Source organism: Nonomuraea sp. NPDC001636, from assembly GCF_040298265.1.
Classification (GTDB): Bacteria; Actinomycetota; Actinomycetes; order Streptosporangiales; family Streptosporangiaceae; genus Nonomuraea.
In genome coordinates, this window is the sequence record NZ_JBEOZT010000025.1 from 121,908 (window position 1) to 139,330 (window position 17,423).

General features: G+C 73.4%; 14 protein-coding genes. 8 read left to right on the plus strand and 6 right to left on the minus strand.

What is annotated here, in order from left to right:
* The first annotated feature begins 38 nt into the window (after positions 1-38).
* The gene (locus ABT158_RS37065; RefSeq protein ID WP_352361685.1) at positions 39-1,499 is read left to right on the plus strand and encodes an alpha/beta hydrolase; all 1,461 of its coding nucleotides are present in this window, start codon (positions 39-41) and stop codon (positions 1,497-1,499) included.
* Between the two features lie 120 nt (positions 1,500-1,619).
* On the opposite strand, the gene ABT158_RS37070 is transcribed toward ABT158_RS37065, so the two are convergent.
* Positions 1,620-4,652 (minus strand): sacsin N-terminal ATP-binding-like domain-containing protein, encoded by a 3,033-nt coding sequence (locus ABT158_RS37070; protein ID WP_352361687.1) that lies wholly within the window; start codon positions 4,650-4,652, stop codon positions 1,620-1,622.
* Positions 4,653-4,746: 94 nt separating this feature from the next.
* Positions 4,747-5,547 carry a DUF3027 domain-containing protein gene (locus ABT158_RS37075; RefSeq protein WP_352361689.1) on the minus strand — a complete coding sequence of 267 codons (801 nt, stop codon included), beginning with the start codon at positions 5,545-5,547 and terminating at the stop codon, positions 4,747-4,749.
* 125 nt (positions 5,548-5,672) lie between these two features.
* Here ABT158_RS37075 and ABT158_RS37080 point away from each other — a divergent pair, with 125 nt between their 5' ends.
* On the plus strand, positions 5,673-7,178 hold the full coding sequence (locus tag ABT158_RS37080; RefSeq protein ID WP_352361691.1) for an MFS transporter: 1,506 nt from the start codon (positions 5,673-5,675) through the stop codon (positions 7,176-7,178).
* Here the strand turns inward: ABT158_RS37080 and ABT158_RS37085 are convergent.
* Complete coding sequence (locus tag ABT158_RS37085; RefSeq protein WP_352320910.1) at positions 7,175-7,570, minus strand: cold-shock protein; 396 nt, start codon at positions 7,568-7,570, stop codon at positions 7,175-7,177. The two genes, ABT158_RS37080 and ABT158_RS37085, sit on opposite strands and share 4 nt — an antisense overlap.
* Before the next feature lie 90 nt (positions 7,571-7,660).
* Positions 7,661-8,269: an HAD family hydrolase gene (locus ABT158_RS37090; RefSeq protein WP_352361693.1), complete on the minus strand. Its 609-nt coding sequence runs from the start codon at positions 8,267-8,269 to the stop codon at positions 7,661-7,663.
* A 112-nt stretch (positions 8,270-8,381) separates the two neighbouring features.
* Here ABT158_RS37090 and ABT158_RS37095 point away from each other — a divergent pair, with 112 nt between their 5' ends.
* Positions 8,382-8,774, plus strand: a complete 393-nt coding sequence (locus tag ABT158_RS37095) for a hypothetical protein (protein WP_352361695.1) — start codon at positions 8,382-8,384, stop codon at positions 8,772-8,774.
* 34 nt (positions 8,775-8,808) lie between these two features.
* Positions 8,809-9,426: a TetR/AcrR family transcriptional regulator gene (locus tag ABT158_RS37100; protein WP_352361697.1), complete on the plus strand. Its 618-nt coding sequence runs from the start codon at positions 8,809-8,811 to the stop codon at positions 9,424-9,426.
* Here the strand turns inward: ABT158_RS37100 and ABT158_RS37105 are convergent.
* Positions 9,419-9,586, minus strand: a complete 168-nt coding sequence (locus ABT158_RS37105) for a hypothetical protein (RefSeq protein WP_352361699.1) — start codon at positions 9,584-9,586, stop codon at positions 9,419-9,421. The two genes, ABT158_RS37100 and ABT158_RS37105, sit on opposite strands and share 8 nt — an antisense overlap.
* Before the next feature lie 45 nt (positions 9,587-9,631).
* Here ABT158_RS37105 and ABT158_RS37110 point away from each other — a divergent pair, with 45 nt between their 5' ends.
* Complete coding sequence (locus ABT158_RS37110; protein WP_352361701.1) at positions 9,632-11,962, plus strand: helicase-associated domain-containing protein; 2,331 nt, start codon at positions 9,632-9,634, stop codon at positions 11,960-11,962.
* A gap of 25 nt (positions 11,963-11,987) precedes the next feature.
* Here the strand turns inward: ABT158_RS37110 and ABT158_RS37115 are convergent, their stop codons facing one another.
* Positions 11,988-13,340, minus strand: coding sequence for a hypothetical protein (locus tag ABT158_RS37115; protein WP_352361703.1), 1,353 nt, complete (start codon positions 13,338-13,340; stop codon positions 11,988-11,990).
* Between the two features lie 422 nt (positions 13,341-13,762).
* Here ABT158_RS37115 and ABT158_RS37120 point away from each other — a divergent pair, with 422 nt between their 5' ends.
* The 3 genes from ABT158_RS37120 (at position 13,763) to ABT158_RS37130 (ending at position 17,380) form a co-directional block, all read left to right on the plus strand.
* Positions 13,763-15,238: an AMP-binding protein gene (locus ABT158_RS37120; RefSeq protein WP_352361704.1), complete on the plus strand. Its 1,476-nt coding sequence runs from the start codon at positions 13,763-13,765 to the stop codon at positions 15,236-15,238.
* A 68-nt stretch (positions 15,239-15,306) separates the two neighbouring features.
* The gene (locus ABT158_RS37125; protein WP_352361706.1) at positions 15,307-15,660 is read left to right on the plus strand and encodes a hypothetical protein; all 354 of its coding nucleotides are present in this window, start codon (positions 15,307-15,309) and stop codon (positions 15,658-15,660) included.
* Between the two features lie 67 nt (positions 15,661-15,727).
* Positions 15,728-17,380, plus strand: coding sequence for a DNA repair helicase XPB (locus tag ABT158_RS37130; RefSeq protein ID WP_352361708.1), 1,653 nt, complete (start codon positions 15,728-15,730; stop codon positions 17,378-17,380).
* Positions 17,381-17,423 lie beyond the last annotated feature (43 nt).

A 17,423-nucleotide genomic window follows, 5' to 3' on the forward strand; every position in this document is an offset into this window, starting at 1 on the left:
ACTACCTGGGCGGACACCGTCCCGGCAGGCTGGTCAGCATGAAGAAGGCGATGTTGACGATCCTGCTGGGCGCCGCCGTCCTCGCCGGTTGCGGCACCACAGGTGAGCCCGCGAAGCAGGCCCAGCCCGGCAAGGGCACCGTCGCCTGGAGCCCGTGCACCGGGCTGACCGGGCCCGACGGCAAACCGCTGCCCGAGGACGAGGCCGTCCAGTGCGGGGCCGTGCCGGTGCCGCTCGACTACGGCGACCCCGGCGGCCAGAAGATCGACCTGGCGCTGATCCGGATCAAGGCCGACGGCGACCCGCTCGGCTCGCTGGTCTTCAACTTCGGCGGGCCCGGCGGGTCGGGCGTCGACACGCTGGCCCAGGCCGCGAAGGCGTTCGGCAGCCTGGGCACCCGCTACGACCTCGTCAGCTTCGACCCCCGCGGCGTCGACCGCAGCGCGGGCGTCAGGTGCGGCGGCGAGCTCGACGCCCTCCTCGCCGCGCCCGCGGGGGCCGACGGCGAGGCCCTGTCGAAGAAGTTCGCCGCCGCCTGCGAGAAGGACTCGGGCAAGATCCTGCCCCACGTGGGCACCGTGAACGCCGCCCAGGACCTCGACCGCATCAGGGCCGCGCTCGGCGACCGGCGGCTCAACTACTTCGGCTTCTCCTACGGCACCCACCTCGGCGCCGTCTACGCCACCCGCTTCCCCGCGAACGTCGGCCGTTTCGTCCTCGACGGCGCCTTCGACCCCACGGTCACCTTCGAGCAGCGCGCCGTCACCCAGGCCACCGGCTTCGCCCACGCCTTCGAGGCGTTCGCCAAGGACTGCGTGGCCCGGACCTGCGACCTCGGCCAGGACCCGGCCGCCGTGCGGAGCGCCGTCGAGAAGCTGCTCGACGGGCTCAGGAGCAAGCCGCTCAAGGTCGGCGACCGGCAGCTCACCTACGGCCTGGCCCAACTCGCCGTCATCACCCCGCTGTACGCCAAGTCCGCCTGGCCGGTGCTGGAGCAGGCCGCCGCGGCCGGCATAAAGGGCGACGGCGCCACCCTGCTCGCCCTGGCCGACGCCTACACCGGACGGCGGCCCGACGGCACCTACTCCACCATGATGACCAGCCTGCAGGCCATCACCTGCGCCGACACCACCGAACGCCCGACCGCCGCCGACATGGCCCGGGTGGACGACCAGATCAAGAAGATCTTCCCCATCCTGTCGGCGGACGGCACCGCCACCGCCTGCGGCCACTGGCCCACCCCCGGCGACGACGCGGCCAAGCGCATCGACGCCACCGGCTCGGCGCCCATCGTGGTCATCGGCGGCAAGGGCGACCCGGCCACGCCGTACGAGTGGGCCACCGCGCTCAACGCCAAGCTCAGGACCGGCGTGCTCATGACGTACGAGGGCGAGGGCCACGGCGCCTACCTGAGCGGCGACGGGTGCGTGACGCGCACGGTGGACGCGTACCTGCTGAACGGCAAGGTGCCGGCGGCCGGCACCACCTGCGCGGCCTGACCGGGAGCGGGCCCCACCTGCGGGACCTGACCCCGGGAAGACGCTGGGAGCGGCCGCCACCCGCGCGGCCTGACCGCGGCGGGCCGCCCCCGCGACCGGGGGCGGCCCGCCGGTCTCAGGTCAGGACAGGTCGGCCTCGGCCAGCAGCAGCGGCACCGCCTCCGGGTCGCGCAGCAGCGCGGCCACGGCCAGCCGGTCGTTCCACTGGCCCGTCGCCCAGGCCAGCCCGCGGGCCAGCCCGTCGACGCCGGTGCAGTGGACCGCGCCCTCGAAGAACCGCCACGTGCAGGCGACGCCGTCGACCAGCAGCTTCTCGTGCTCGACGTACGTCTCGGGCGCAGTGGGCAGCAGCGAGCGCACCTGCGGCGGCACCGCGCGCACCTCGCCCTGCGATGTCACCTCGCCGGTGGCCAGCTCACCGGCCAGCGGCAGGTCGAGCAGCTCCGACAGCGCCTCGGCCAGGTCGTAGGAGGCCAGCACCAGCGGCCGGTCGGTGACGAGCTGCAGCAGGTCGGGGGCCTCGACCACCACGGCGTCCTCGGCGGCGGCCACCACGATGTCGCCGCCGAGCACCGCGCGCACCCGCGAGGGCGGCTCGACCCGGGCCGGATCGACGGCGGCCAGCGCGATCCACAACGCCCGCAGCTGCGCCCGGTCGACCTCGATCGCCGGGTCGGCCATCAGCTCCAGCAGCTCCTCCGGGCCGCCGTGGGCGGCCAGCAGCTCGGCCAGCGTGGTGCGCACGCCGAGCATCGACAGCGCCGCCTCGTCGAGCCCGGCCGGCGCGTCGGCGTAGAGGCCCTGCAGCAGCGGGTCGGCGCCGGGCAGCCGCAGCTCAAGCGGCTTGCGGCCGCCGAGCACCGGATGGTTGGCCAGCCACCACGCGGTGTACGAGGGCACCTCCACGCCCTCGACGCGCAGCGGGTGCAGCGCGGCCCGCAGCGGCGGCCGGGTCAGCAGCGGCAGCGCGGCCTCCCAGTCGGCCACCAGCTCAAGGTCGCGCACCGCCGCGAACTCGGCCACCACCGGCGGCACCGCGAGGTCGGGCAGCAGGTCGAGCACGTGGTCAAGCCAGTCGGTCTCGCCGTCGAGGTCGTGGTCGCAGTCGTCGGGGTCGAGCAGCACGTCGGAGTCGTGGGCGACGGCGAACCCGTCGAGCACGCCCGCCGCCGCCAGCACCCGCGCCCCGTAGGTCTCCTCCAGCTCGGGCGCGGCCACGCCGAGGTGGGTGTCGGCGGCCAGCAGCCCGGCCAGGGCCCCATCGGCGAGCATCAGCTCACCGGCCGCGTAGAGCTCGCCGTCGGCGCCGCGCAGCGCCAGCTCGGCCAGCCACGGCGCCTCGCCGGGAACCAGCCCGGACGCCGCCACCAGCGACAACACGGCCCGCGCGACCGGCTCGGGGTCGGCGCTGTCGAGCGACTGCGCGACGGCGGCCTTGGTCAGCGGGTCTTCGAGCACCGTGCGCGGGGTGGCCTCGGCGGCGCCCAGCCGCAGCAGCGCCGGATGGGCCGCCTCCGGATGCACGATGCGCAGCCCGAGCGGGGTGAGGTCGAGGTCGGCGCCGCCGTCGGTGAGGATCAGCGTGCCGCGGGGGCCGCGCACCACGCGGCCGTCGGTCAGCGGCACCGGCAGCGCGCCCAGCGACTCGGGGTCGTCGGCGGGCAGCACCGCGTACAGGGAACGCCACCAGGACGGCTCACGCGCCTCCACGGCCTCCCCGGACAGCAGGTCGACCACGTCGGCCAGCTCCACCCGGCGCACGCCCAGGGCGACCATGGCCGGATGCCTGGCCGGCCACCCGGCCGGCAGCAGCCCCGGCACGAAGTCGGCCACGGTGTCGAGCAGCTCGGCGGTGGCCCCGGCCACGACGGCCGCCTCCCGGCCCGCGACCACCCAGCCGTCGCCCTCGGGCTCGCGCGCCGGATGCTCGACCCGCCACTCGGCGTCGGGCTCGTAGACCTCGGCCTCGGCGAAGGACGGCGTCTGGACCGCGGGCGCGGGCGCCGACAACGCGGGCAGCAGCGGCGCGGACGGCAGGCGTTCGAGCACGGCCCGCCGGACACGCGCGTCGAGCTCGCCCTTGCCCATGAGGGACGGCACCAGGTCGAGCAGCCTGGAGGTGCGAGGCAGCTCGCCCAGCAGCCGGACATAGGCGTCGGCCGCCCGCTCGACCAGGAAGTCGGTGAGCGGCCCCTTGGCGACGTGCCGCCGGTCGGTGGCCATCGGGAAGGACGCGATCAGCAGCGCGGGCAGGTCGATGGGCTCGTCGCTCGGCGTCGGGGCGTGCACGACGGGCGGCACGGCGGCGGGCAGCGGGCCGGGCTCGCCGGTGCCGGTGACGGGCACCGCCCAGCGCAGCGACCAGAAGGGCCGCGCCCGCTCCTCGGTGGGCCGGTCGGCGAACAGCCTGGCGACCTCGTCGGGGGTGAACTCGCCGGAGTCCGACACGACGTGCCAGCCGTCGGCCACGACCGTGCGGGTGGCGCCGTCGAGGTCGATCTCGATGGCCTCCAGCGCGGGCAGGCCGAGCAGCAGCGCCGGGCTGGTCTCGGCCAGCATGACGCGGACGGCGTCGACCGCCGCGGCGTCGCGCAGCGGCAGCCGGACGAGCGTGTCGAACCCGTCGGGCACCTCCAGCGGCGGCGCGTCGAACGGCAGCCTGAGCAGCGGCACGTGGCCCGCCCGGTCGGCCAGCTCGCCCGCCAGCACGGGGATGCCCGCGACCAGCTCGGACGTGCCGGCCCGCGACCAGCGCACCGAGCCGCCGCCGCGCGAGCCGATGGCCGGCTCGTCGCAGACGGAGACGACGGCCGCGAAGCCCACGCCGAACCGGCCGGCCGCGCCGATCTCGTCGCGCTTGCCCGACACGCGCAACGTGGACAGGCCCTCCACGCCGGTGGCGTCGAGCGGGGCGCCGGTGTTGGCGGCCGTCAGCACGTCGCCGCGCAACGTCAGCCGCAACACCCCTGGCACCCCCGCGCGCAGCGCCGCGTCGGCGGCGTTCTGGGCGAGCTCGACGATCAGCCGGTCGCGGTAGCCGCCGAGCGCGAAGTCCTCCTCGGCGTTGGCGTCCTCGCGGAAGCGGGCGGGCGAGGCCGTCCAGGCGGAGAGGACGGCGGCTCGCATCCGGTCAGTGCCAAAGGTGTCGGTCATCGATCACGATCCTGGTCGAGTGAAGAGGGGCCAGGGTAGGTTAGCCCCCCTGACCGACGAAACCGCCGTGCCCGCGCTCGCGCCCGTGCTCCGGTCAGGAGTGGCCGAGCTCCTCGGTGGCGGATCCGTCCACCGAGCCCTCTTCCTCCTCGATCAGGTCGTAACCCAGGTCGTCGAGGATGGGGATGGCCTGCTCGACCGGCGGGGGCAGCACGGCCGCCTCCGAGTGGGCGCCGCAGCCGTGGTCGGCGGCGACGACCTTGCCGTCGTCGGGGGCGTACTCGTTGGTGCAGACGCCGAACGACAGCCGCAGCTCACCGGAGAGCAGCCAGTAGAACCCGCAGGTGGAACACTGCGCGGGCGCGGCGTGTGCGATCGGAGTGTGCGGCCCGTGCTCGCCCGCGTGCCAGCGTCTGGCAGCCCGGTCTCTGCCGATGGCCGAGAGCACACGGGCTCGGCCCAGGCCGTACTCGAAAACCATCTGGCGGTCGGCATCTTCGTCGAGCTCGGTGAAGCCGGGCGCCAGCCTGTCGTCGTCGTCGGGGGTCGGCAGCAGGTCGCCGACGCCCAGGTCGCCCGGCCGCAGCCGCTCGCTCCACGGCAGCCACTCGGGGGCGAGCAGCGCCCCGGAGCCGGGCAGCAGCACGGCCTCGCTGACCGTGACCTTCTTCGCGCGCGAGGCCCGGGTGACCGTGACGGCCCACCGCCAGCCGCGATAGGCCCGGTCGAGGCAGGCGAAGTAGTGGGTGACGATCCGGTCGCCCTCGCTCTCGAAGCCGAGGTGGTCGCCGGGCTCGCCCGGGTGCGCCAGCTCCTGCGCCGCGGCGCGCGCCAGATCGACTGCGGCGACGCAGGCCTGGTCGGGAGCGGGGACGCGGGCCCGGGTGCGGCTCATCGGGCCGCCTCCGCCTGAAGGTGCTGTTCGCTCACACTTCATTCTCACCCATAGGCGGACCTGGCAGACCCACAACCGCCGATCCGAAGCTGAGAAGAGGGGTGAATCGGGTAAGACTGGTAGGCGTGGGGGGTGGCTGGGAGCAGGCTCGGGACATCTCGCGGCGGATGGGCCAGGCCATCGGCGGCGCGGGACGCGCCGGCGTGCGTGCCGGCCGGGCCACCGCGAGCGGCGCCGTCCGGGCCGGCCGCGCCACCGCCAGGGGCGCGCGCAAGGCGGGCCGGGCGACCAGGAAGCTGACGTACGCGGGCGGCGCGGGCCGTACCGGGCTCGGCCGGCTGATCGAGCTGTCGGCCGGCAACAGCGCCGCCGACGCGCTGGTCACGGTGGCCCTGGCCAGCACGGTGTTCTTCGGCGTGCCGGTCGGCGAGGCGCGCGGGTCGGTCGCGCTCTACCTGGTCATCACGATGTTGCCGTTCGGGCTGCTCGCGCCGTTCGTGGGGCCGATCCTCGACCGGTTCAGGTCGGGGCGCCGCTACGTGATGGCCGGCACGCTGTTCGGACGGGGGCTGCTCTGCTTCGCCATGGCCGCCGCCGTGGGGGCGGGCGACCTGCCGACGCTGTTCATCGGCGCGCTGGGCGTGCTGGTGTTGTCGAAGGCGTACAACGTGTCCAGGGCGGCGATCATGCCGAGCGTGCTGCCCGCCGACATCACCCTGGTCTCGGCCAACGCGCGGGTGGCGCTGTTCACGCTGGTGGCGGCCGGGGTGGCGGTGCCGGTCGGGGCGGGCCTGACCGCGTGGCTGGGCAGCGCCGTGGTGCTGCGCGTGGCCATGCCGGCCTTCCTGCTGCTCGGCGTCGCCGCCGTACGCCTGCCGCGGCACGTCGACTCGCCCGACCAGGAGGAGGAGGGCGTGGCGCCGCGCTGGCGCACCCTGCTCAAGGTGGGCCCGGCCGTGGCCGAGGCGGTCTGGGCGAACGTGGCGCTCCGGATCTTCTCCGGTTTCCTGGTGTTCTTCCTGCTCTTCCTGGTCCAGGACAAAGCGGTGCCGTGGCTGGCCGCGCCGGCGGCGGCCGCCTCGTTCTTCGACGTGCCGAGGACGATCGCGCTGCTCGCCCTGGCCGCCGGGCTGGGCGGCCTGGCCGGGGCCGCGGTCGCCAACTGGACGCGCAGCCACTCCCCCCAGGTGATCGTGCTGGTCACGCTGGCGGTGACGGCCGCGACCACGATCGCCACGGCCGTGCTGTTCGGCCTGTGGACCGCGCTGGCGGTCTCGCTGGTCACCGCGTTCGCCCAGGAGCTGGGCAAGCTCGCGCTCGACGCGATCGTGCAGCGGGAGATCGGCGAGGAGGTGCGCTCGTCCACGTTCGGGGTGGTGGAGGCGGTGCTGCAGTTCGCCTGGGTGTTCGGCGGCCTGCTCGGGCTGGTGTTGTCGCTGACCCGCAGCTCCCTGGCCGGCTTCGTCGCGCCGGCGGTGGCGCTGACCGGCGCGCTCGGCTGGCTGCTGGTCACCAGGCGGGGACGGGTGCGGGCGGCGGCCAAGCTGGCCGGGCAGCGGGCCGAGGACCCCGATCAGCAACGGACCGAGACCCTCGACCGCACCAAACCCCTGACGAACCCGGGCGGTTAGGCGTCGAGGTCGTCCGCGACGGCCCTGAGCACCTGGGCGATCTTCTTGGCGTGCGCCGCCTCCGGGTGCTTGCCCCGCTGGTAGGAGGTGGACACGCCGTCGAGCAGCTTGATCAGGTCTTCGACGATGACGACCATCTCGTCGGGCGTCTTCCGCTTGCCCTTGGGCTTCGTCTTGGCCAGGGTCGGCGGCTGGTCCAGGATCCGGACCGACAGCGCCTGCTGGCCCCGGCGTCCCTCGGCCACGCCGAACTCCACCTTCTGGCCTGGCTTGAGCGGGCCGGCGTTTGTGGGAAGCGCGGAGGAATGCACGAAGACCTCACCGCCGTCGTCACGGGTGAGGAAGCCGAAACCCTTGTCGGCGTCGTACCACTTGACCTTGCCACTCGGCACAGGAGGACCTCGTTCAAACAGTCGAAAAGGATGAATGGATGTAGGTTATGCCCCGAAGCCCGCGGAAGCGACCGGGAAAATGCCCGGCAATTACCGTAGTTCGTCGCGCGCACGCCATCCGGCGAACCAGTCGGCGAATTCGGTCAGGTCGGCGAGCGCCACATCGGCTCCGTGCTCACGCAGCTCTCCCAGCGTGTAAGGGCCCGTCGCGACGGTCACGCTCATGGCGCCGCCCGCGCGTGCCGCCTCGATGTCGGCGACATGGTCACCAACATAAGCCGCCGCGCCGAAGCGCGCGAGTGCCGTTCCCTTGGCGGCTCCGAACACCGATCCGACCACTTCGTCCACGGCCAGCCCGAGCAGTTCGACGGTGCCGGCGGCGTCGCGCGGGTTCTTGCCCGTCACCACGATCACCCGGCCGCCGCGGGCCCGTACGGCGGCGATGGCCTCGTACGCGCCCGCCATCGCGGTGTGCACCGGAACGCCCACCGCGGGATAGATCTCCCGGAACAGCTCGGCGGCCGCGGGAATGGCCTCCGCCGGCATCCAGTTGGCCAGCTCGTACTCCAGCGGCGGCCCCAGCCGGGTGATGATCTCACCGCTGTCGATGTGCACGCCCAAACGGCTTGACAGCTCGTCGTAAACGGCCGCGATGCCTGATCGCGTGTCGGCCAATGTCATGTCCAGGTCGAAACCCACTGAGGTAGTCACCCGTGCAGGATGCCAAACGCCGCATCCACGTCGGTAACGACCCTTGTTGTGGGACTCTGGGAATGGGCAGAAAGGAATTACTTATCGGAGAGGAGTGACCGTGTCAGAGACCCCCCGCACGCCCGGCACGGGAGACCGGCTCGTCGCCGCCGCCGCTCCCCGTCCCCATCGGCCCGCCCGGCCGCGCGGCACGCCGGTGACGGCCTGGCGGCGCATCGTGTCGTTCGTGGCGTACGCGGTGCGGCTCGCGTCCAGGCTGGCGGCGCTCTCCTTGGCGCTGCACGCCGTCTTCACGGTGTTCCGGGCCAATCCGGCCAACGGCTGGTACCAGCTCGTCGAGTCGCTGGCCGCGGGGCTCTCGCTGGGCCTGGCCAACCTGTTCCAGCTCGCCGACCCGCGCTGGACCACGCTCGTCAACGACGGGCTGGCCGCGCTGGTGTGGCTCGTGGCCGGTTCGGCGCTGGCGGGCCTGGTCAGGCGCACCGCGCCCTGACGACTACTCTCGTTGCGGAGGTATCTGCACAGACATGACCAGATCGACCCGTGAGCGGATCATCGACGAGGCCCTGCGGCTGTTCGCCGAGCGTGGCTACGCCGCCACCTCCGTGGCCGAGATCGAGGCCGCCTCAGGGCTCTCCCCCGGCGCGGGCGGGCTCTACAGGCACTTCAAGTCCAAGTACGAGGTGCTCGCGGCCGCGATCAACGAGCATGCCGCCCGCACCAGGAGCCAGGTCGCCGAGAGCCTGGCCGAGCTGAGCACCATGGAGGCCGCCGCCGGCCTGGAGGACCGCCTGTCGCTGCTGTGCCGGGCGGGCCTGGCCAAGGTGCGGGAGGAGTCGGAGCTCACCCGGGTGTTCTTCCGGGACCTGAGCCAGTTCCCCGAGCTGGTCGCGGTGGTCCGCGAGGGGCTGCTGCAGCCCATGTTCGACGCGATCACCACCTGGTTCCGCGCCCAGCCCGAGTACGCCGGCGCCAAGGTCGACTGGACGGGCATCGCCGCGGTGCTCGGCGGCTCGGTGGTCCACTACCGGCTGTTCCAGGAGACCGTGGGCGAGATGCCGGGCCACGCGGAGAAGGACCAGTTCGTCGCCGCCTGGGTACGTCTGGCCGTCGGCCTGCTCCCCAGCCCCGCGCCGGTCACCTGACGTCGAGCAGCCGGTGCCGCCGACCGTGTAGCCGAACAGCGGCGCCGAAGCGCGTCGGCACCTTCGCGACGTCCCGGGCGTCCTGGCTGCCCCGCCGCTCCGCCGCGTCGGCCGCCCTGCTGACGTAGTTCAGCACCATTTGGTCCGCGCGCTCTCTCACGTCTGGCAATGCTGCCCCGATCAGGGGGGACATACCATGGCAACGATGGAGTTCACGGAGTGGATCAGGGGGCGCACCGACGAACAGCTTCGGGCGCTCGTCTCCGCGCGGCCTGAGTTGATCACTCCGGTGCCCGCGCATCTGGAAGGGCTGGCCGCGCGGGCCGCCAGCCCTTCGGCGATCGGCAGGGTGCTCGACCGGCTCGACCGGTTCACGCTGGCCGTCGTCGAGACGCTGGCCGTACAGGACGGGCCGGTGACGAAGGCGGCGCTGCGCGGCCTGGTCGGACGGGCGCTGGCGGCGGGCCGGCCCGAGCCCGCGCTGACCGCGGCCCTCGACCGGCTGCGTGACCTGGCGCTGGTCTTCGGCCCCGACAACGCGCTCGACCTCGGGCCGGGCGTGCGCAAGGTCCTGGAGGAGCCCGCCGGGCTCGGCCCCAGGGTCGTCGACGTGTTCCGGCACCACCCGCCCGAGCAGCTCGACGAGATGGCCGACGACGTCGCCCCCGGCACCGACGGGCCCGGCAAGGAGCGGCTGGCCGCCGCGCTGTCCGCGCCCGAGGCCCTGGTGGCGGCGGTCTCGCCCGAGGCCAGGGGCGCGCTCGACCAGCTCGTCTGGGGGCCGCCGACCGGACGGGTGCCCAACGCCAGGCGCGAGGTGCGCGTGGCCTCGGCCCGTTCGCCCATCGAGGAGCTGCTGGCGCGCGGGCTGCTCGCGGCCACCGGCGAGGAGAGCGTGACGCTGCCCCGCGAGGTGGGCCTGCACCTGCGCGGCGGGCGCGTCCACCGCGACCTGCTCGCCGTGCCGCCCGCGCTCGGCGGGGCCGCGCGCGACCGCGAGCTGGCCGACCGTACGGCGGCGGGCCAGGCGTTCTCGTTCGTCAGGTCCGTGGAGGAGCTGTGCGAGCGGTGGAGCATCGACCCGCCGGGGGTGCTGCGCACCGGCGGGCTCGGCGTACGCGACATGAAGCGCACCGCGACCGACCTCGACCTGCCCGAATGGGCGGCGGCGCTGGTCGTCGAGGTGGCGCACGCGGCGGGGCTGGTCGCCGCGGGCGGCGGCGTCGACGGCGAGTGGCTGCCGACCTCCGGCTACGACCTGTGGCGGGTCAGGGCCACCGCCGACCGCTGGGTGACGCTCGCCGCGACCTGGCTGCACATGGACCGCGTGCCCGGCCTGGTCGGCGAGCGCGACGACCGCGACCGGCCGCTCAACGCCCTGCACACCGACCTGCGCCGGGCCGCCGCGCCGGGGGTGCGCACGGCGGCTCTCGGCGTGCTGGCCGCCGCGCCGGGCCTCGCGCCCGACCGCGACTCGGTGCTCGAACGCCTGGCCTGGGAGCAGCCGCGCCGGCGCGGGCCGCTGCGCGAGCAGCTCACCGAGTTCGCGCTGCGCGAGGCCGAGCAGATCGGCGTGACCGGGCTCGGCACGCTGTCCGGCCACGGGCGGGCGCTGCTCGACGGCGGCGACGCGGCCGGCCTGCTCGCGCCGCTGCTGCCCGAGCCGGTCGACCACGTGCTGCTGCAGGCCGACCTCACCGCCGTCGCCCCGGGGCCGCTGACCAGCGAGCTCAACCGCTGGATGACGCTCACCGCCGACGTCGAGTCCAAGGGCGGGGCGACCGTCTACCGGTTCGGCGAGGGCTCGATCCGGCGGGCGCTCGACGCCGGGCACGGCGGCGAGGAGCTGCTGGCGATGCTGGCCCGCCATTCGGCCACGCCGGTGCCGCAGGCCCTGTCGTACCTGGTGACGGACGTGGCCCGGCGGCACGGGCGGATCCGGGTGGGCACGGCCAGTGCCTACGTCCGGTGCGACGATCCGGCGCTGCTCGACCAGATCACCGCCGACCGCCGTGCCGCCGCGCTGCGCCTGCGCCGGCTGGCCCCCACGGTGATCGCCTCCCGCTCGTCCAGGGCGGCGCTGGTGGACTCGCTGCGGGCCATGGGGTACGCGCCGGTCGCCGAGTCGCTCGACGGCGACGTGATCATCTCCCAGCTCGACAGCAGGCGTACCGAGGGGGTGGCGCCCGTACGCGCCGTGGCCTCGGTCAGCGGGCTCGATCCCGAGGTGGCCTCGGCGGCCGTCCGCGCGCTGCGCGCGGGCGACGCGGCTCACCTGGCGCGGCGCGAGCCGGTCGACGCCCCGGGCGGCGCGGTGCCCCGGGGGCCCGCCACGGCCACGATCTCGGCCCTCCAGGACGCCATCAAGCAGGGCGTACGGGTGTGGATCGGTTACCTCGACTCGCAGGGCAACGCCACCTCGCGCATCCTGGAGCCGGCCCGGATGGAGGGCGGCTACCTGACCGCGTACGACGAGACCAGGGCGGCCGTCCACCGCTTCGCCCTCCACCGCATCACCGGCGTCGCCGGCCTCTGACCCGCCTTCCCGGCCCGCGTCCGGGTCAGGGGTGGCGGGTGAGCGCGTGGGCCGCCAGCCGGGCCGCGGGGCCGTCCCCGGCGGCCAGGCGGCGCAGCTGGGCCGCCGCGTCGGCCGGGTAGCGCAGGGACAGCCCGCCGCACAGCCCGGCGACCGCCGCGGCCGCCCGCGGGTCGGCCGGGTCGCGGGCCCAGGTGAGCGCCAGGCGCAGGGCCTCGGGGGCGAGGGCGTCGTCGGCGCACATGTACGACAGCGCACCGCCCGCCGCCAGCCGTTCGCCCGCGCTGCCCTGGGCCCACACCTCCAGGAACTCCTGCCGCGCCTCCCTGAACGACCAGGCGGCCAGCAGCGCCACGCCCTCGGCCGCCCGCGCGCGCACGTCGTCCCCCTGGAGGGCCAGTGAGCGGGCCCACTCGCGCAGCGGCTGCCACAGCCAGTAGCCGTACCGGGCGACCAGCTCGCCGAGCACCTGGGCGCGGTGGTCCGGGTCGCGGAAGACGACCAGGCCGTCGTGCACGGCGATCAGCGGGTGCGGCGCGCCGGTGGGCCCCGGCCCCGCCTCGTGGGCCTCCCGGCTCCGCTCGAACGCGGCCAGCCGGCGGGCGAACTCCGCCTCGGGCAGCCCGTGCGCGAACGCGAGCGCCGCCACCGCCCGCACCTCGTGCATCGGCGGCTTGGTGTCGAACCAGGCGGCCACCTCCTCGGCCGCGGGCTCGTCGTCCCGCACCAGGCGCGTGGCCAGGCGGACGACCTCGGCGGGCGTGCGCAGCGCCAGCGCGCGGACCCGGGCGGTGGCGGCCCCGGCCGGGGCGCTCCGGCCGCCGAACGCGCTCAGGTAGAGGTCGAACAGCTCGCCGGGGTCGGGCGCGCACCACGGCTGCTCCACCTCGACCGCCTGCGAAGGGACGCCGTTCCGGGTGATCACCAGGTACGACCCCAGCTCGGCGAGCTTGCGGGCCAGGTCGAGCAGCTCGCCGCGGTCGGTGCTCCCGGCGATCCAGTCGTGCAGCAGGTACGCCCGCCCCGGCCCGTACTCGGTCCTGGAAAGCAGGTCGACGGTGCTGCCGGCCGGCGAGAGCACGGTGATCCTGCCCTCGGCCAGCGACATGCGCGACAGCAGGGCGATGGCGCCGAGCCGCTTGCCCATGTCCGCCTCTCCCACCAGGACGAGCAGGTGCCGCACGGACAGCCGGCGCACGGCGTCGGCGAAGCCGGCGGGCTCCAGGTAGGAGCGCAGCAGGGTGTCGGCCGCGCGCCGGTCGAGGTCGCGGGCCACCGGGACGACCAGAGGCCGGAGCCGCTCGGTGATGGCGACGACGCGCTCGGTGAGCGTTTTGTCGTCGAGGTCGCTCTCGCCTGCTTCAGGCGTCTCGATCACGAAGTCACCTCGGGCCTGACTGGGACGTTGACTGTGGAAAATGTCTTTCGCGAACTTTTTTGTCCGGCGACTTGTTTCCCCGCCTTATGGATTGACCGTGCGCGGCCTGGCAGCCACGGTTCTGACCAGGCATTCCTCACGAAGCTCGCGGCAACGGCCGCCGGCGCGCGCATGTCGATCATGTCCTCCATTGCTCTGGGCGACGGGCCGGTGACAAGAACCGCGACAGGCCATCTGGTAGCACGGAACCCTACTTATCCCACCAATACACGATCTAGCGCCACCCGAAAACTCGAATGACCCTCTAGGCCGATATTGGACATTTACTCGGCATGAGAGCATCGTCCACAATCGTCAGTCAAGGGCAGACGTGAGAACGTTCAGGGTTGACTGCGCGCGGCGCCTCCGATCAGGTTGTGCATGTGACCGAGCAAACGCTGGGCCAGCTGGCCGAGGAGTCATGGAACCGCTTCGACGACCACGACTCGGTGTTCTACGAAGGGGTCTGGCACCGCAGCCACGCGCTGGCCGGACGCGCGCGCCGGATGTGCGGCGGGTTCGTCGAGGCCGGGGTCCGGCCGGGCGACCGGGTGGTCGTGATGATGGCGACCTCCCCCGAGGTCCCGATCGTCTACCAGGCGTTGTGGGCGGCGGGCGCGGTGGTCACGCCCGTGGTCTTCCTGGTGGGGCCCGAGGAGCTGCGGCACATCCTGCTCGACAGCGGCGCGTCCGCCGTCGTCACCTCGCCCGAGCTCGTGGAGACCGTACGGGCCGCCGCGGTGGACGTCCCGATCCATGTGGACACGGCCGGGCTGGAGAGCGCCACCGAGCACGGACGGGTGCGCAGGGACCCCGGCGACCTGGCCGCGCTCATGTACACCGGTGGCACCACGGGCGTCGCGAAGGGGGTCATGCTGAGCCATCGCGGGCTCTGGCAGGTGGCCAAGGACGCGTACGAAATATCCCATCAAGAGGGGAAAAATCGTGCGATCGTGCCTGTGCCGCTCTCGCACGCGTACGGGTTGATCATCACCGTGGCCGGCCTGCACGCGACCGAGCCCCAGCAGGCCGTGCTCATGCGCTGGTTCGAGCCCGAGGCGTTCCTGCGACTGGCCGCCGAGCAGCACGTCCAGTACGGCACCGTGGTACCCGCCATGATCCACATGCTCCTGGCCCAGCCGCTGGAGTCGCACCCGCTCCCCGACCTGGCCTACCTCACCTGCGGCGCGGCGCCGCTGGGCCGGGAGGCGCTGCAGGAGTTCGAACGCCGGATGCCGGGCACGCAGATCCTGGAGGGCTATGGCCTGACCGAGACCAGCGCCGTCACCACCTTCAACCCGCCGGGCAGGCGCCGGCCGGGCAGCGTCGGCCTGCCGCTGGCCGGCTACACCATCACCATCCGCGACGCCGCGGGCGAGGCGGTGGAGTGCGGCGACGTCGGCGAGATCTGCGTCAGCGGCGACTCCCTGATGCTCGGCTACTGGGGCGAGCACGAACCCGACCCCGAGGGCACCGCGCTGGTCGGCGGCGAGCTGCGCACCGGCGACGTCGGCTGCGTGGACGACGACGGCTACCTCTACATCGTCGACCGCAAGAAGGATCTGATCATCCGCGGCGGCTTCAACGTCTTCCCGCGCGACGTCGAGGACGCGCTCAACCAGCACCCCGACGTGGTCATGTCGGGCGTCGTCGGCCGTCCCGACCCGCGGCTGGGCGAGGAGGTCGTGGCGTTCGTGCAGCTCAGGCCGGGGGCCGAGGAGAACGCCGAGGAGCTGATCGAGTGGGCGCGCGACCGGGTCGGACGGGTGAAGTACCCGCGCGAGGTGCGCTTCGTCGAGTCGATCCCGGTCACCAGCGTGCTCAAGCTCGACAGGAAGGCCCTGCGCGGGCGGTTGTGACCGTCCGCGCACACCGGGTCGGGCACGCCCGTATTCCGTGATAAACGTTGACCTGTCTGGAGGTGAACGTGAATCAAGAAGATCCGTCCGGCTACCCGCACCTGCCTTACGGGGCGCCCTACGGCGAGCAGCCGCCTCCACAGTACGGTTACGGCTACGGCGTGCCGCCGCGGCGCGACGAGGGCCCGCAGGCCGCCGCCATCGTCGCCGTCGTGCTCAACTTCCTGTCCCTCGCCTCCTGCCTCAACGTGCTCGGGCTGCCCGGCGGCATCCTGGCCGCCGTGGCGCTGACACGGGTCCGCGAGCAGCCGCGAAGCGCCCGTTCGCTGCTGGTCTGGAGCTGGGTGCTGTTCGGCGCCGGTTTCGTGCTGAACGTCGGGCTCTTCCTCTTCCTGGGCCTCACCGGCCGCCTGGACGACTGATCGATTACCCGTTCCGGGACTGTTCCTGCCGTCGTGTGTGTTGGATAAGGGTCAACCGTAGGAAGGGATGTCCGTGAACGACGGCCCGCTCATCGTCCAGTCGGACAAAACGCTGCTGCTCGAGGTCGACCACGAGAAGGCCGACGCGTGCCGCAAGGCGATCGCGCCGTTCGCCGAGCTCGAACGAGCGCCTGAACACGTCCACACCTACCGCGTCACGCCGCTCGCCCTGTGGAACGCGCGTGCCGCCGGCCACGACGCCGAGCAGGTCGTCGACGCGCTGATCGGCTTCAGCCGCTACCCGGTGCCGCACGCGCTGCTCGTCGACATCGCCGAGACGATGGCCCGCTACGGGCGTCTGCGCCTGGAGAAGGACCCAGTCAACGGGCTGGTCCTGACCTCGACCGACCGCGCGGTGCTCGAAGAGGTGCTGCGCTCGAAGAAGATCGCGCCGATGCTGGGCGAGCGCCTCGGCGCCGACTCGGTCATCGTGCACCCGAGCGACCGCGGCAACGTCAAGCAGGCGCTGCTCAAGCTGGGCTGGCCCGCCGAAGACCTGGCCGGCTACGTCGACGGCGAGGCCCACCCCATCAAGCTGCTCCAGGACGGCTGGGAGCTGCGCCCCTACCAGCGCGAGGCGGCCGACGCCTTCTGGCACGGCGGCTCCGGCGTGGTCGTGCTGCCCTGCGGCGCGGGCAAGACCATCGTGGGCGCGGCGGCCATGGCCCACGCCCAGGCCACCACGCTGATCATGGTGACCAACACGGTCAGCGCCCACCAGTGGAAGACCGAGCTGCTCAAGCGCACCTCGCTGACCGAGGACGAGATCGGCGAGTACTCCGGCAACAAGAAGGAGATCCGCCCGGTCACCATCGCCACGTACCAGGTGATGACGACCAGGCGGAAGGGCGTCTACAGCCACCTGGAGCTGTTCGACGCGCGCGACTGGGGCCTGATCGTCTACGACGAGGTCCACCTGCTGCCCGCGCCGATCTTCCGGATGACCGCCGACCTGCAGGCCCGCCGGCGGGTGGGCCTGACCGCGACGCTCGTGCGCGAGGACGGCCGCGAGGGCGACGTGTTCTCCCTCATCGGCCCCAAGCGCTACGACGCGCCGTGGAAGGAGATGGAGAACCAGGGCTGGATCGCGCCGGCCGACTGCGTCGAGGTGCGGGTCACGCTGACCGACGAGGAGCGGCTGGCGTACGCGATGGCAGAGGCCGAGGAGCGTTACCGCTACTGCGCCACCACGCCGTCCAAGACGTACGTGACCGAGGCGCTGGTCCGGCGGCATCTGGGCGAGCAGGTGCTGGTCATCGGCCAGTACATCGACCAGCTCGACGAGCTCGGCGAGCACCTCAACGCGCCGGTCATCAAGGGCGAGACCAGGGTCAAGGAGCGCGAGCGGCTCTACCAGGCGTTCCGCGACAAGGAGATCCAGGTCCTGGTGGTGTCGAAGGTGGCGAACTTCTCCATCGACCTGCCCGAGGCGGCCATCGCGATCCAGGTGTCGGGCACGTTCGGGTCGCGGCAGGAGGAGGCCCAGCGGCTCGGGCGGGTGCTGCGGCCCAAGGCCGACGGCGGTGGCGCCCGGTTCTACACGGTGGTCAGCAGGGACACCGTCGACCAGGAGTTCGCCGCCCACCGGCAGCGATTCCTGGCCGAGCAGGGATACGCCTACCAGATCATCGACGCCGACGACGTGCACGGCGAGGTGTGACCGGTTGAATGCCCGGCCGCTCGTTGCCTGAGCGGCCAGGCAC

Coding starts and splice junctions, on each gene's coding strand:
- ABT158_RS37065 (WP_352361685.1), top strand. CDS start 39: ATGAAGAAGGCGATGTTGACGATCCTGCTGGGCGCCGCCGTCCTCGCC.
- ABT158_RS37070 (WP_352361687.1), bottom strand. CDS start 4,652: ATGACCGACACCTTTGGCACTGACCGGATGCGAGCCGCCGTCCTCTCC.
- ABT158_RS37075 (WP_352361689.1), bottom strand. CDS start 5,547: ATGAGCCGCACCCGGGCCCGCGTCCCCGCTCCCGACCAGGCCTGCGTC.
- ABT158_RS37100 (WP_352361697.1), top strand. CDS start 8,809: ATGACCAGATCGACCCGTGAGCGGATCATCGACGAGGCCCTGCGGCTG.
- ABT158_RS37110 (WP_352361701.1), top strand. CDS start 9,632: ATGGAGTTCACGGAGTGGATCAGGGGGCGCACCGACGAACAGCTTCGG.
- ABT158_RS37130 (WP_352361708.1), top strand. CDS start 15,728: ATGTCCGTGAACGACGGCCCGCTCATCGTCCAGTCGGACAAAACGCTG.